This window comes from Chryseobacterium sp. GM_Chr_2, from assembly GCF_026540445.1.
Taxonomy (GTDB): Bacteria; Bacteroidota; Bacteroidia; order Flavobacteriales; family Weeksellaceae; genus Chryseobacterium.
Genome location: NZ_JALNUD010000005.1, coordinates 243,202 through 258,295 on the forward strand (window position 1 = coordinate 243,202; position 15,094 = coordinate 258,295).

At 33.2% G+C, this 15,094-nt stretch carries 13 protein-coding genes; 5 read left to right on the forward strand and 8 right to left on the reverse strand.

Annotated elements, in window-relative coordinates; all coding sequences use genetic code 11:
• The first annotated feature begins 6 nt into the window (after window positions 1-6).
• The 4 genes from OXQ85_RS10465 to OXQ85_RS10480 all read left to right on the forward strand — a co-directional run bounded on the left by OXQ85_RS10465 (window position 7) and on the right by OXQ85_RS10480 (window position 4,381).
• On the forward strand, window positions 7-378 hold the full coding sequence (locus OXQ85_RS10465) for a hypothetical protein (RefSeq protein ID WP_267404252.1): 372 nt from the start codon (window positions 7-9) through the stop codon (window positions 376-378).
• Between the two features lie 24 nt (window positions 379-402).
• The gene (locus tag OXQ85_RS10470; RefSeq protein ID WP_267404254.1) at window positions 403-1,299 is read left to right on the forward strand and encodes a hypothetical protein; all 897 of its coding nucleotides are present in this window, start codon (window positions 403-405) and stop codon (window positions 1,297-1,299) included.
• 86 nt (window positions 1,300-1,385) lie between these two features.
• On the forward strand, window positions 1,386-1,841 hold the full coding sequence (locus OXQ85_RS10475) for a hypothetical protein (protein WP_267404256.1): 456 nt from the start codon (window positions 1,386-1,388) through the stop codon (window positions 1,839-1,841).
• A 233-nt stretch (window positions 1,842-2,074) separates the two neighbouring features.
• A complete protein-coding gene (locus OXQ85_RS10480) occupies window positions 2,075-4,381 on the forward strand; it encodes a GAF domain-containing protein (RefSeq protein WP_267404258.1) in 2,307 nt (768 codons plus the stop codon).
• On the opposite strand, the gene OXQ85_RS10485 is transcribed toward OXQ85_RS10480, so the two are convergent.
• Together OXQ85_RS10485 and OXQ85_RS10490 are read right to left on the reverse strand one after the other, a co-directional pair.
• On the reverse strand, window positions 4,378-5,292 hold the full coding sequence (locus OXQ85_RS10485) for a bestrophin family ion channel (RefSeq protein ID WP_267404260.1): 915 nt from the start codon (window positions 5,290-5,292) through the stop codon (window positions 4,378-4,380). The two genes, OXQ85_RS10480 and OXQ85_RS10485, sit on opposite strands and share 4 nt — an antisense overlap.
• Before the next feature lie 30 nt (window positions 5,293-5,322).
• Complete coding sequence (locus OXQ85_RS10490; RefSeq protein WP_267404262.1) at window positions 5,323-6,495, reverse strand: Pycsar system effector family protein; 1,173 nt, start codon at window positions 6,493-6,495, stop codon at window positions 5,323-5,325.
• 26 nt (window positions 6,496-6,521) lie between these two features.
• Between OXQ85_RS10490 and OXQ85_RS10495 the strand changes: the two genes are divergently transcribed.
• Window positions 6,522-10,238, forward strand: coding sequence for a metallophosphoesterase (locus tag OXQ85_RS10495; RefSeq protein WP_267404263.1), 3,717 nt, complete (start codon window positions 6,522-6,524; stop codon window positions 10,236-10,238).
• A 56-nt stretch (window positions 10,239-10,294) separates the two neighbouring features.
• On the opposite strand, the gene OXQ85_RS10500 is transcribed toward OXQ85_RS10495, so the two are convergent.
• From OXQ85_RS10500 to ruvX, 6 genes are all read right to left on the reverse strand, one after another.
• Window positions 10,295-11,167 carry a hypothetical protein gene (locus OXQ85_RS10500; RefSeq protein WP_267404265.1) on the reverse strand — a complete coding sequence of 291 codons (873 nt, stop codon included), beginning with the start codon at window positions 11,165-11,167 and terminating at the stop codon, window positions 10,295-10,297.
• 2 nt (window positions 11,168-11,169) lie between these two features.
• Window positions 11,170-12,249, reverse strand: coding sequence for an FUSC family protein (locus OXQ85_RS10505; protein WP_267404266.1), 1,080 nt, complete (start codon window positions 12,247-12,249; stop codon window positions 11,170-11,172).
• Window positions 12,250-12,251: 2 nt separating this feature from the next.
• The gene (mazG, locus tag OXQ85_RS10510; RefSeq protein ID WP_267404268.1) at window positions 12,252-13,019 is read right to left on the reverse strand and encodes a nucleoside triphosphate pyrophosphohydrolase; all 768 of its coding nucleotides are present in this window, start codon (window positions 13,017-13,019) and stop codon (window positions 12,252-12,254) included.
• Between the two features lie 344 nt (window positions 13,020-13,363).
• Window positions 13,364-13,924, reverse strand: a complete 561-nt coding sequence (locus tag OXQ85_RS10515; protein ID WP_267404270.1) for a DUF5606 domain-containing protein — start codon at window positions 13,922-13,924, stop codon at window positions 13,364-13,366.
• Window positions 13,925-14,024: 100 nt separating this feature from the next.
• Window positions 14,025-14,597, reverse strand: a complete 573-nt coding sequence (gene def / locus OXQ85_RS10520) for a peptide deformylase (protein ID WP_267404272.1) — start codon at window positions 14,595-14,597, stop codon at window positions 14,025-14,027.
• Window positions 14,594-15,010: a Holliday junction resolvase RuvX gene (gene ruvX, locus OXQ85_RS10525; protein ID WP_267404274.1), complete on the reverse strand. Its 417-nt coding sequence runs from the start codon at window positions 15,008-15,010 to the stop codon at window positions 14,594-14,596. Before ruvX ends, def begins: the two co-directional genes overlap by 4 nt.
• Window positions 15,011-15,094 lie beyond the last annotated feature (84 nt).

Consider the following 15,094-nt stretch of genomic DNA (forward strand, 5'->3'; position numbering starts at 1 on the left):
GAAAATTTGTGGTATAACTGCAAAAAAGAGATTGAAAACAATGAAAATATTCCAACAAAAAATAACGAAGATTGTAAAAAAATTCAAATCGAAATGGGAAGTGGTGAAGAATGTATAATTAAAAATTCTTCGATAAAGAAAGTATATGAGGATTTAATAAAAAATAGAAAAGTAGATGATTCTAACTTACTACTTTCTCAGCTTCCTAACACTGATAAGGAAATAAAAATAGATAACAATGGTGTAATTTCTATTGAATATAAAGTTGAAACAAAAAAAATAGAAATCTCTATGTTATATGATGGAGGATTAACCGAGATTTTACTTGAACAAGAAGGAAAAAATATTAAAAGATCAATAATTTATAATGCTGATTAAGTAAAAATTAAAAAGTGTAAGTAAATGAAGATACCAATAATTTTCTACCTCTTATTTTTCACTTTCTTTTCGTGCAAAAAAGCACCTTCAAGGGAAAATGAAAAGAAGGTAATCGAAACTAAAAGTGTTAAAAAAAATTCTTCAGTAGATACTTGGAAGTTTGTAAAGATATTTTCATTATCACCTTCAAGTAATTATTCATGTGAATATAAAAAGTATGAAAATGTAGAATTTGGTTTATCTAAAGACTCTATTTTTATTAATGGAAAATATACCGATGATGTTTATACTAATTCAATAACAAGCACATCTTATTTTGACCAGCAATATTTATATCGAGCCTATAAGAAAAGATTGAAAGAAGAATTAAATCTAGATTTTCCATTAAAAGTAAAATCAATTAGAAATAAAAAAGCGTATGATAATTCCTCGTTATTAAATCAATATTTTGAAGATGCTTTTTTCATAGGTGATTATATGATTTTTGATGATAACGGATGTATTGTATGCTTTAAAAAGGCTAATACAAAAGAAATTGGAAAAGTAATAAAAGTACTATCAAAAAAAGATTTTGAGAGTTTCCCTGAAATTAATAAAACAATAATTATTGATGACAGTCAAGCAACTGCAGTATATGAAATAAATGATAATATTTTTGTAGCATGGTTTGATGGAGATAATGAGAAATGGTATCTAGTTACTTATAAAAATAAAAACTTGGTATCAGAACTTCTGATAGGGAAAAGTGAAACAATTGAAAATGAAAATGGTACTCTAGATAATTATATTGATTTTAAAATTGATGAAAATTTAAAAATTTCCTTAGAATTCAGCACAGGACAAAATAAGAATTCAAAGAAAATAATAAAGACTGAAAATTATCAAATAAATACAGAAAGTAATAAAATTGAGAAATTATAGATTTTAAATATAATATACTTTTTACATTGATAATAAATCAAACCATAAAAGTAACTTTAGAAAACTAATTTAAAACATAGAGCCGAATGAAATACATAGTTTTGATCTTTTTATCAATATTATCTTGCAAGAAAGAAAATAAAAGAATTCAATCTGAATTTAAAGATAAAATAATTTCTAAGAAAGATTCTGTAAGAAAAATAAAGGATACAACACTTTTTATAAATTCTTCCGAGGGTGAAGAAGTTACATTTTTCGTTAATGAAAATAATAATGACTCTATAATTAATAGTGAAGTTTTTGGTGAAACTGGAAAATCCGAATATCATTTTGTTTTTAATAAAACTTTTAAAGAAGGTGCTTGCAAAATTTATAGATATGAAGAGCCTATTTACATGAATTCAAATCCTAAAATAATATCAAAAAAAAGTGAAAATCTCAATTCTTCAAAAGAATCTTACAAAAGGCTCAATACCATTTTTAAAAGTTATAAAAATATTCTTTTTGAAAAGAAGAAAGCCAAATCTACTAGTAGTAAATGATTTGGTAAATATTCATTAACTCTAAATGAAAGTTGAAGAGGGATTCATGAAAACCAAAAATAATTCACTTTTCTTCACAAAGAATTAAAACCTTCCAAAGGCTGCGTTTTTTGATGTCGAATTTCGAAATTAAATAAAATCTGATAACAATCTATTCAAACACTTAGAAGAATAATAAAAATACACGATCTTCAAATCCCGCTTTTTTCATAACTTTACTTGAAATTTCAGCTTTGGCTAGTTTCCACAAAAAAGATTCTCCATTTCAGGTTTATATTTCGTTCAAAAAATATTTGGATGTGCTGGAGCATATTCGATATAATGATAGACTGGAGTATCGTGTCAACTACGCCGAATCACTGATTGATAAAACAAAAAACTTTCAGGAACTGAGAGATGGTTTTCAGGATTTGACTTTACTCGATAAATACGAAGACCTCATCAAACTCCTTCTGGCAGACCTTTTCCCGACCGGACTTACCAACAATGAAATAAAAGCGGCAAGCATTCCCCTTTCAAATATTACCTTCAATTACACCGAAAGATTTAAAAATATTCTGAAAGACGCCGGAAAAGATTTTGAAATAGAACTAAGAAATATCAATGATGATGAATTCTATGTTTTCTGCTGCTGCCTTATCGTTCAGACCTATTTCAAACGGGATATAAAAGCCTCCATCCCTTTTTATTATGATATTCCCAATAAACAGGGAATCATGAAACATTATAAAATTACGGTAAACTCCGATTTTAGTGAAGTTTATCCTACGGACGGCGTGAAAATTCCGGATGAAGATACCATCAATATGCTTTTGGAAAATCTTGATGATATCAAATTGTGGAAAAAATATTTTCCTTCCAAATCATGGGTTTTAAGCGGATTTTCTATTATTTCCCTGGTTGATTGTACTTCTGAAGTGGCTTTATCAGATCTAAAATCAAGTATGATTAAAATAGATCCGGAAAATCTGATTCCCGATGAGAATTTAACCGAGATTTTTAAGTCTTATTTCGACATTTCCGAACTCAATTTTGGGTTGATGCTTTTTAACAAAAAAGAAAAAAGACTTGATAAAGTTCCGATCTACGAAAATGTATTTACCAATCACATTCTTGATTTCTGGATCAACACTTTTGATGAAGAAGTTCGAAAAACGGCTTTTGAGAATTTTAGTTATAATTCAAAACCAATTGTAGTTTCCAATGTTGATAACTTAGATTCTCACATCAAAAAAATGCCATCTTTTAATATTTTAAAAGATAACAATATCAACAGTTTTATGGTGATTCCGATTATGAAAGACAACGAACTGTTGGCGATCATGGAGTTTACATCGCCTCAACCCAACAGTTTAAATGGTTTAAAACTTAAAAAGCTTGAATTTTTTGTTGATATGATTCTTTTCTCACTGTCAAGATTCAGTTTTGAGCGAAACAATCAGATTGAAGCCATTATTCAGCGTGAATATACCACGATTCACGACAGTGTTGTTTGGAAATTCAGAAGTGAAGCTGAAAAATATTTTAATGCTTTTTTATCAAAAAAAATATACACTTTAAAACAGATTTCATTTAAAAATTTAACGCCGCTTTTTGGCTTTTCAGACATTCGTTCTTCTTCAGAAAAACGTTTCAATTTAATGTTGGAAGACCTGAATGAGCAAATCGATTGTCTTCACGATATTTTTTCAATCATTAATTCAGATTCAGAGAAATATTTACTAGCACTGGATATTTTTGAAAATGAGCTGAATAATGAAATTAAAGCAGACACGGAGCAACGCCTGCAAAGATTACTGAGAGATGAAATTCATCCTTATTTACAGGGCAAGCTTGAAGTAAAAAGCTCTGAAAATGTAAAGGAAAAAATCAAAGAATATTTTTCTAAAGTTTTCAGTCAGAATCATTTGTTTTACAGCCATAGAAAAAGCCTAGACGAATCAATTACACTGGTTAACAGAAAATTAGCCGACATGTTGGATGAAAGTCAGGTAAAAGCACAGCAGATTTTCCCACATTATTATGAGCGTTTTAAATCTGACGGAGTAGAACATAATTTATTTATCGGTCAAAATATCGCTCCTGATCTCCAATATTCCTCGAAAGTCGTTCATAAACTGAGATATTGGCAGCTGAAAACCATTTGTAATATGGAACGGGAATTTCAGAATTTCAAACAGGATCTTTCGATTCCTTTAGATATTGCTTCGCTAATTTTTGTTTATAATGAAAAAGTAGACATCCGTTTCCGAATGGATGAAAAACGTTTTGATATTGATGGCGCCTACAATTCGTACTACGAAATAATCAAAAAACGTCTGGATAAAGCGCATGTAAAAGATTCTCAGGAAAGAATTACCTGCCCCGGAAAAATTACTATCGTTTATTTCGGCATGGAAAACCAGAAAGAATACTTAGAATACATCACCAAACTTCAGAAAAAAGGAATTCTTCAGAGTGATGTTGAGTTTTTAAGAGTTGAAGATCTGCAGGGGATTACGGGATTATTGGCGTTGAGGGTTTCCTTAACTCGTATTTAATCAACAAAATAAGAATCCGGTTTTTTCAATTCTCCTTGCGGAATTTCCGCCTGCTCAAAAATTGAAAACTCAATCGTTCTGCAAATGCTATTCAATGCTAAGTCATTTTCTTCCTCACCGAACGGTTCACCAATCTCCTGAATAATAGCATCCAAAGCAATAAAAGTATAACTTATCAACAAAACAATCAACGGCATCATCCAGCCCAAAGTATCTACCAACCCGAAAGGTAACCAAAAACAGTACAAATACACGGTACGATGCAGCAAAACGCTGTATGCAAAAGGCAAAGGCGTGTTATAAATTCTCTCGCAACCTCCGGAAATATTCGAAAACTGATTCAGTTGATCGTCTATTTGGGTTAAAATAATCGTGTCAATATTTCCTTTTTGATGTTGCTCCTTAAGCCAATCTGCAATAAAACCTAAAATAATACTCGGAATAAACTTCTTCCCATTTATCTGCTCCAGCTGCTCGGGAGAAAGCAACTGAGGCAAATTTCCCGTTCCCGACTTATCTCTTAATTGATAATTCAAAGCCCAGCAAAATGCAGAGATCAGTTTTACGATTTTTTGCTTTTCTTCTTGGGAAACATTCGGAATATAAGATAAAATCTGTCGGGTAAGCGATCGGGTTTCAATTACGAGCAATCCCCAAAGTTTTCTTCCTTCCCAAAAGCGGTCATAGCTCGCGGAATTACAAAAGCCCATAAAAATCGCTAAAGCCAAACCAATTAACGTGAAAATGGTCGGATTAAGATGAACTTTATAGTCAAAAATTCTTCCTTTAAAAAAATAAATAAACAGCGAAAACAGCACAATCACAGAAAGCTGAACGATGATTTTCTTCAACACAGAACCTCTCCATATAAATAACATTCTCAGCCAATTGGCACGCTGTCTGACAATCATTTTCTTATTGGTTTATATTAAATTTCACAGTTAAAGCGAAAGAAACGCATATCCGAAAGACAACACAGAAATGATAATTCCCGCCATGAAAATCTTATACGTTGTGGATAAAAGCTTGTATTTTCTGTCTAAAACTTTACCTAAAAAATAAAGATCTTTCACCATAGAATCATAAATATAATCTCGGTCTTTTATCAAATCTTTCATCGCATTATGATAATCATCAAACAGCATTTGATGGAAGTTTCCGAAGAACAGAAGATTCACTTTTCTGTTTTGAATATCCTCATTGGTGAATTTTGTTTTAGTAACGTTCGGTTTTGTGGATAAAATGGCGAAAATAATCGTCAGAACACTGGATAATAACAAAATAAAACTCGGAATAACCAGGTGAGAATTTTTCGGAGCATCCAATTTTGGAACTAATACAGAAAGACAAACGGAAATGATAATGGCATTTACAGAAAGTAAAATATTCGCTTTACTGTCGGCAATATCACTCAATCTGGTATGGTTATTCAGCGTCACCCTGAATAAAGTATCCACACTTCTATCTGGTTTTGCTTCTTTTTCTTTCTCCTTTTTACTTCCCGAATTTTCTTTTTTATCTTCTTCTTTTTCTAGTTTTTTCTCAATTTTCTTGATATTTTTCTCTTTCAGCGGCTGCCAGTTGGTCTTCGCATATTCAGTATAATATTGATGCTTGTTTTTCAGCATTTCAAGGTTACCGGCATTCCATTCGTCATTCGAGAAACATCGTACATTGGTAAGCTCCCACTCTTTTCTCAGCGCGTCAGAAATATCGTTGTAGTCATGGCTTGCAAAATGGCTGCAATCGGCATCTTTTACAATTTGCTCCAATAAGTTTTGAGGCTCGTAAGTAATTTTGGTAGCCAAAATAAGCTTGGTGATTTCTCCAATCTCATTTTCCGGATAATTTTCTTTTTGTAGAAAATCTTTCATAATCTCTACGCCTTTTTCTTCGTGATTAAGCGCGCATTCGATATATCCTGTATCGTGAAACCAAAGTGCTAACAACACTTTTTCCTGATCTTCTATCGAGATAGGTGTGTTTTTCATAATTTCCTCCGCTTTGTTTACCGTATATGTGGTATGGATAAAATTATGATAAAAATATACAGAAGATAACTTATCTTTGAATAAGATTTCAACGTAATCTTTGGCTTTTTGTAAAATGCTCATGGCCGATTATTTGTTAATGTAAATTTATGAATTTATCCTTTAAAACTCATCTAAAAAATACTTCTATTGTCCTTAGAGTAGTATTGTCTGCCGGAGTTCTTTATTCCTGCGCAACATATAACGTAAAAAAGGGTAAAAACTTATCTGAAGTAGAAAAATCTGATATACAATCTGAAAATGACTTTAAAATTTTCCTTATTGGGGATGCCGGAAATTCCGATGAAACGCAGGCTCAGAACACCTTAAACTTTCTGAGATCAAAGCTAGATTCTGCAGATAAAAATTCTATGCTGATCTTTTTGGGAGATAATATCTATCCCAGCGGAATGCCTAAAGAATCCAGCAAAGATTACGCATTGGCAAAGCAAAAACTGGAAAATCAATTAGATATTACCAAAAATTTCAAGGGTAAAACGGTCGTCATTCCCGGAAATCATGATTGGTATCACGGATTGAACGGCTTAAAAGCTCAGGAAGATTTCGTTAAAAATTATTTTAATGATAAAAAGGCTTTTCTGCCAAAAAATTCATGCGGAATTGATGATATCAGCTTAACAAAAGATATTAAATTAATTGTTATTGATACAGAATGGGCTCTCGTAAATTGGGATAAATATCCGGGAATCAATAAAAATTGTGACGTTAAAGCCCGCGAAGATCTCTTCACTGAATTTAAAGATTTAATTAATAAAAATCAAGACAAAAAAATCATTGTTGCGCTTCATCATCCAATCATAAGCAGCGGAACTCACGCAGGTTTTAATTCTGCAAAAACTCATCTCTTCCCATTAAAAGGTAAAATTCCGGCTCCGGCAATTGCTACGACGATTAATATTCTGAGAAATGCATCAGGAGCCAATCCACAGGATATCAACAATCAACATTACGCCGATCTTGCCGGAAGATTAAAAAGTATTGTTCAGGATAAAGACAATATTATTTTTGTTTCCGGGCACGATCATAATCTGCAATATCATCAGGAAAGAAATATCCGACAAATCATCAGTGGCGCGGGTTCAAAAACAGACCCTGCCACCATTGCAGAGAAGACTGATTTTTCTTACGGAGGAAGTGGATTTGCAGTTTTAAATATCAGAAAAGACCAAAGCACCGATGTAGAATATTTTTCTACAAAAGACAATAAATTCGAAAAATTAGCCCAGATCCAAGTTTTTGACAAGCCGAAGAAGTTTATCAATGATTTTCCAAGTTCAATTCCATCACAGGTTACATCAACCATTTATCCTAAAAAATTAACCGAAAAAGGAGGTTTTTACACTTGGCTTTGGGGCGAGCATTACCGAAAATATTACGGAATGCCAATCGATCTGCCAACCGCTAATATTGCCGCACTGGATGGCGGTTATACACCTTTCCGCGAAGGTGGCGGAAACCAGTCTAACAGTTTGAGATTAAAAGCACAGGACGGACAGGAATTTGTAATGCGAGGCGTGAAAAAAAGTGCGGTTCGTTTTCTTAATAATGTCGCTTTCAAAAAAAGTACGTTCGGAAATGAACTGAATAATACTTTCCCTGAAAAATTCTTGCTTGATTTCTATACAACCAATCATCCTTTCACTCCATTTTCAGTAGGAAATCTGGCGGATAAAGTGAATCTTTTCCACAGCAATCCGAGATTATATTACATTCCGAAACAAAAGGCTTTGGGAGAATATAATGAACATTACGGAGATGAAATGTACATGATCGAAGAACGTTTTTCTTCAGATCCGAAAACATTGGCGTCATTAGGAAATGCTAAAGATATAGTTTCTACGGATGATGTTTTAAAAAATTTGAATAAAAACTCTAAATATTCGATTGATCAGGAATCTTACATCAGAGCTAGAATATTTGACATGTTGATTGGCGACTGGGACAGACATTCCGACCAATGGAAATGGGCAGAATATCAAGAAGGTGACAAAGTAATTTACAAACCAATCCCAAGAGACAGAGATCAGGCTTTCAGTAAATATGATGGTACCGCTTTTAAAATCATTATGAATATTCCTGCAATTCGCCATATGAAGACGTTTAAAGATGATATTAAAAGTGTAAAATGGCTGGCGATGGAACCTTATCCTTTGGATTTAATTTTCTTGAAAAGATCTACAGAACCAGAATGGATCGAACAGGCAAAATACATTCAGGATCATTTGAGTGATAAAGATATTGATGAAGCTTTTGACAATCTTCCGAAAGAAGTAAAAGATGAAACGATTGCTGATATTCAGAGAAAATTAAAGGCCAGAAAACTGAAATTACAGACTTATGCGAGTCAATATTTTGATGTTTTGCAGGAAAAAGTTCCGTTAGCAGGAACGGTACATCCTGATAAATTTGTGATTACAAAAACAGGAAATTCAGTTAATGTAAAACAATATTCATTAGACAAAAAGCAGGAAAATCCCGAGTTAGTTTTTGAAAAAACGTATGATGATTCTAAAACTAAAGAATTGTGGATCTATGGTTTGGAAGATGATGATATTTATGATGTTTCAGGTGATGGAAAACCTAAAACAACCATCCGTTTGATTGGAGGCTATAATCATGATACTTACAACGTTACGAATGGAAGTAAAGTGAAAATTTACGATTTCAAATCTCAAAAAAACACTTACAATACACACGGAGCCACGAAAAATATCTCTGATGATTATGATATTAATACCTATAATTATAAACATCCGAAATACAACTTTTTTGCGGGCTATCCTAATTTAGATTACAATCCTGATGACGGTGTTATCGTAGGCCTATTGGGTTCTTACACCGTGAATAATTTCATCCGTGATCCTTTTACCCAAAGACATACGTTGAAGGTAAATTTTTATACAGCAACCGCGGGATTCAACGTGGCGTATAAAGGAATTTTCAAGAAAGCGATCTGGGGCTGGGATTTCAATTTAGATGCTCTTTACAGCACTCCGCGTTTTTCTGAAAACTTCTTCGGATTATCTAATGAAAGTCCGTATGATAAGCAGGAAACGGAGCGTGAATACAACAGAGCAAGAATTTCTAAGATCTATTTTGCACCGTCTATTTCAAGAAAAAGCTGGGGAAATATTGAGAATAAATTTCAATTGAATTTTGAGAACAATAAAGTTCAGCGAAAAGGAAATCGTTTTGTAGATATTTCACAAGATGTAAATCCGGAGGTATTTAATAATCAGTATTTTGGAGGAGCTAATTATACTTTCGGATATAAAAACTTGGATAATGCTGCCTTCCCTACTTTGGGTATGGAGTTTTTGGCTAATCTTCAATGGAAAACCAATCTTTCCAATCTTGATAAAAACTTTTTTGCCTTGGAAGGAACTTTTACCATCGATCATAGAATTGATCCCAGAGGAAATTTCGTTTTTGCCAATTCCAGCAACGGAATGTGGATCAGCAATAATAATTTTGAATTTTACCAAGCGGCGAGCATTGGTGGAAATAACGGAATGAGAGCTTTCAGAAATGACCGTTTTTCAGGAAGATCTTACTTTACCAACAACTCGGAAATTCGTTGGGATTTCGGAAGAATCAGAAATAATATTGTTCCGGCCAATATGGGAATTTTATTGGGTTATGATTTGGGAAGAGTATGGAATGACCATGAAGATTCCAGAAAATGGCATCAATCTGTTGGTGGTGGAGTTTGGTTAAGCGTTGTAGAAATGTTCTCTGCACGACTAAACTATTTCTACGGTTCAGATGGCGGAAGAATTTCAGCAGCTTTAGGAATGACTTTTTAGAAAGAAATAAACTAAATAATTACAAAAAATCCGCAGAAATAATCTGCGGATTTTTTTTATTTTAAATCAAACTTATAAACATTCCCTCCAGTTTTCTTATCCTTTTCATCGGCAATCAGCAATGTTTTATCATCAAGAAAAACAACGGATTCCTTTTGAGAATTATGATGCAAAGAGATTTTTTTGATATTTACTTTAGAAAAATCATTAGCAGTAAACCCTGTTAAAACCTGAATATTTTTATGATTAAGCAAAACAATTTTATCTTTTGTACTGTTAATCGCAGCTGAAGTGATCGCGGCATCGCTATAACCGCCGTTAAGCTTTAGTTTACCAATCAATTTCGCTTCAAAATCACCTTCTTTATTAGGAACCTGAAAAACAAGAAAAGTTCCGTCGAAACCTTTACTTCTGTTCTTGGTAAAAAGATAAAAATTTCCGTCCATTTCTATGAAAGCTTCACAATCATACAACCAATTTGATTTTTTTGGAGGAAATTCGGTTTGTCCTTCATAATGGAATTTAGTCGTTTGAACAACGTTTGTATTTTTTTGAGAGGCATCCTTCAGATCTAATTTTAAGATCGAAAGATTTTGCCGGTTGTTATCATTATTTCCGAAATCTCCGATATAGATATTTCCCTGAGCATCTTTTGTAATGTCTTCCCAGTCGTTGTTTTCAGCATTTTCCACCAAGACATCTGCAATTTGTTTCCCCTGCAGATTGAGACCGTAAACAACGTTTTTATTTCCCTGATCTTCTATGGCCCAAATTGTTTTTTTATCCTGAGACAAAGCGATCCCGGAAACTTCTTTTAGTTTTTTAGGTAAAGAAAATTCCACTTGTAATTCTTCATTTTTCGGCGAATCCTGAGCTTTCGGATTACAGCTCCACAAAAAGAATGCTGATAAGATAAGAGTTCGCAACATATTTATTTTTTAAATTTTTTAAACTGAAAATAAGAGAACCTGATATTTTTCTCTAAGTTATTAATAATCTGCTGATGGTGAAGGAAGAAACCTGCCGCCAAACCAATCAGACTTCCGATGATTGTATCCAGCAATCTGGCGTGCATTAAATGTTCTACATTATGATGAATTTCACTTCCTGTTTCTGCTAAAAGAATAGTTAAGGGAGTAATGAAAATCACCGCCAAACCATAATTTCTCACTACCATCAATTCAATGATAAATTGTAAAATCGTGATAATAACGATCATCACAATCTTTTCGGGATTAAATAACAGAATTAGCCATGCAAAACCTATTCCGATAAAAGTTCCTAAAATCCTGTGCATATTTCGTTGTCGCACATGTTCAAAATTTCTTCCCTGAATTATCGCAATCGCTGCAATAGAAATCCAATATGTATTATTGAACTTCAAAAGATGACCGATAATTAAGGTTAAAGCCATGAAAACCCCAATAATCGTGCTTTCTACAAACTTGGTATAACGTCTTTTATTAAATACTCTTCTCGGAACCACTACCACTTTCCCTTTTTCAACAAAAACTGAATAGATAAAGGCAAAAGAGCACGATAAAATAGCGCCCATCGCAACCAGCCCTACTCTTGTGGGAATCATTTCTAAATCAAATGGAAAGGTACTCGTCATTGCCGCAACCATGATAAAGAAAAAATTTCCGGGCGGCGGAATTTTAAAATAAGACGAAATAAAATGAGCCAAAAATGCAACGATTCCTAATGATAATGCCGAAAAGTAGACATTAAAACCAAAGAACAGACTTATCGTAAACGAGAAAACCATTCCAAAAGCACAGATGGCTAAATGAATCATTCTCTGCGTAATTGGTGCCGATGTGAAATACAGAATCGTTAATGCTCCCAAGCTGGAAAGACTTCCGTAATTCGGTTTTCCTAAAAAATAACCGATGAATAAACAACTTCCGATACATAACGCAGCGAGAACAGGAAAATGCCATTTCCTTTCTGTCTGCTTGAATTCCAATAAATATTGAAAACGGTGATGTATAGGATTTTGTACCTTCATTTTTATTGTAAACGCTTCGCTTTTTCCCACAAAACATCCATTTCTTCCAAAGTCATTTCACCTAATTTAAAATCTGCCTCAGCTGCAAGCTGTTCCATTTTCTGGAATCTTGAAATGAATTTCAAATTGGTTCTTTCCAACGCAGAATCTGGGTTAATTCCTGAAATTCTTGCGTAATTAATCAACGAGAAAAAGACATCGCCCAATTCCTGCTCCTTTTTATCCAAATCTGTTTCCGCGTGAAACTCCTGAATTTCTTCATCTACCTTTGTCCAAGCATCTTCGGCATCGCGAAATTCAAAACCAATTCCTTTCACTTTATCCTGAATTCTATAGGCTTTTACCAAACTCGGAAGGCTTTTCGGAACGCCACCCAAAATAGATTTGTTGCCTTCTTTCAATTTTAATTTTTCCCAGTTCTGCTTTACTTCTTCTTCGTCTTTTACTTCTGTATCGCCGTAAATATGAGGATGACGAAAGATCAGTTTTTCATTTAAAGAATTGATGACATCTGCTATATCAAAACTCTCCTTTTCGGAACCTATTTTAGCATAAAAAACCAAATGAAGCAAAACATCTCCTAGTTCTTTTTTTATTTCCTGTAAATCATTTTGCAAAATAGCATCCGAAAGCTCGTAAGTTTCCTCCAGCGTCAAATGGCGAAGCGATTCCAATGTCTGTTTCTGATCCCACGGACATTTCTCTCTCAGATCATCCATAATATCTAATAATCTTCCGAAAGCTTCTAGTTTTTCCTGTTTGGTATTCATAAATTGAAAATTCAAGTCTTACAAATTTAAGGATTAATGTTGTTTTGTATTGAAACAAAAGATTGATAAAATATCAAATATTTTTTGTGGGTTTCTCGCAAAGGTTCAAAACACTTCGACAGGCTCAGTGTGACATTTCTAATACTATCTGTTAATTTCAAAATTGTCATGCTGAGCTTGTCGAAGCATTCACAGACCTAATACGAAACTAAGTTTTATCAATGATAAAATCCTTGAATCTAAAAAATAGAATTTAGAGATAAACTTTAATACTTTTGCAAATAACCAACATAAAAAAACCTCATCATTTCTGACGAGGTTGATATTTTTAGTTCAAAAAAGAATTATCCTTTTTTAGACTGAGTCGTTTTTGGAGCTGATTTCGGAGCTGAAGTCGCTTTTACTTTCGGCGTTGCTGGCTTGTCTGCTTTTGGAGCAACTTTTTTAGGAGCTTCAGTTTCTAAGCTTACTTCTTCAGCTGGCGCACCTTCTAATGTTTCAGGCTCTGCTTTTACGAAGCTTTCAGGAGTGATGTATCCCGCTTTGTGAAGAATATTGTACCACTGAGCCAATTTTTTGATATCAGAAGCGTAAACTCTTTCTGTATCATAGTTTGGAAGAGAAGCTAACATGAATTCTTTCAATTCAGCATCACTAGATTTGTGAGCAATAGCTTCTTTGTAATCGTTGTTTTTAGCAATATTTTCAAAAACTTCGAACAAAGGAACTTCTTTATCGAATGTAAACATCGCGATATTATCTAGCAAACTTACTTGGCTAGAGTTTCCAATGCTTACTTTTTTCTTTGTAGTAACATCTTCAATAATAAATCCGTTTCTTAATTGAGAAACTAATTTGAAAAGTCCTGGTTTTCCAGAAATTGAAATTATTTTTTCTAACAGCATAATTTTATTTTTTGTAAATTCTGCAATCGGCTTTCAGTACTTCGACTCGCTCAGTATGAAACTTTTTGCGCTTTTATTTTTCTTTTTTAATTATTCAAAACTATTTTGGAAATCTCATTTTGTAATTGATGCTTACGTCTCCCTGAGTGATTTTTGATAATTTACCTTTCACCAATTTCTTCTTTAAAGCACTTAGGTGGTCGGTAAATAAAATCCCTTCAATATGATCATATTCATGCTGAATTACGCGGGCTCTAATATCGGAAAAAGTTTCTGTATGTTTTACAAAATTTTCGTCATAATATTCGATCACGATTGTTTCCTTTCTTTTCACATCTTCTCTTACATCCGGAATAGAAAGACAACCTTCATTAAACTTCCATTCTTCACCAGATTCTTCTAAAATCTGCGCATTGATGAAAACTTTTTTAAATGCAGCCAATTCATCCTTAATATCTTCATAATCCTCATCGTCTGCTAAAGGAGTAACGTCTATCACGAATAAACGAATGTCTAACCCGATTTGCGGTGCAGCCAGCCCTATACCGTTTGCACTGTACATCGTTTCAAACATATTGTCTATCAACTCTTGTAGCGCCGGATAATCTTTATCAATATCCTTCCCTACTTTTCTTAAAACTGAATCCCCAAAGGCTCTTATCGGTAAAATCATCTTGTTCTTTGTTCTAAAAAATTCTGCAATATGATGGTTGCACTTACTTTATCTATTAATCCCTTTTCCTGTCTCTGTTTTTTACTTTTTCCACTTTGGGAAATAAAAAACGAAGCCATTTTCGAGGTAAATCTTTCATCCAGACGATTCACTTTTACAGTCGGAAATTCTTTTTGAAAAATTTCTATAAACTTTAAAATGTCTGTTTCTACTTCTGAAATATTTCCTTTCAAATCTACAGGAAGCCCGATTACGACTTCATCTACCTTATTTTCGCCGAAATATTTTTTCAAAAAATCAACTAGTAAAGGAGTTTGTACCGTATCCAGACCACTCGCTATAATCTGCATATCATCCGTTGCAGCAATGCCACAACGAGCCTTTCCATAGTCTATTGCAAGGATCTGTCCCATAAGTTTGCAAATTTAGTAAATTTTAATGATTTTATTCCAAACACAGTTTTTTTTATAAATCATGTTTTATTCCGTTATTTTTTT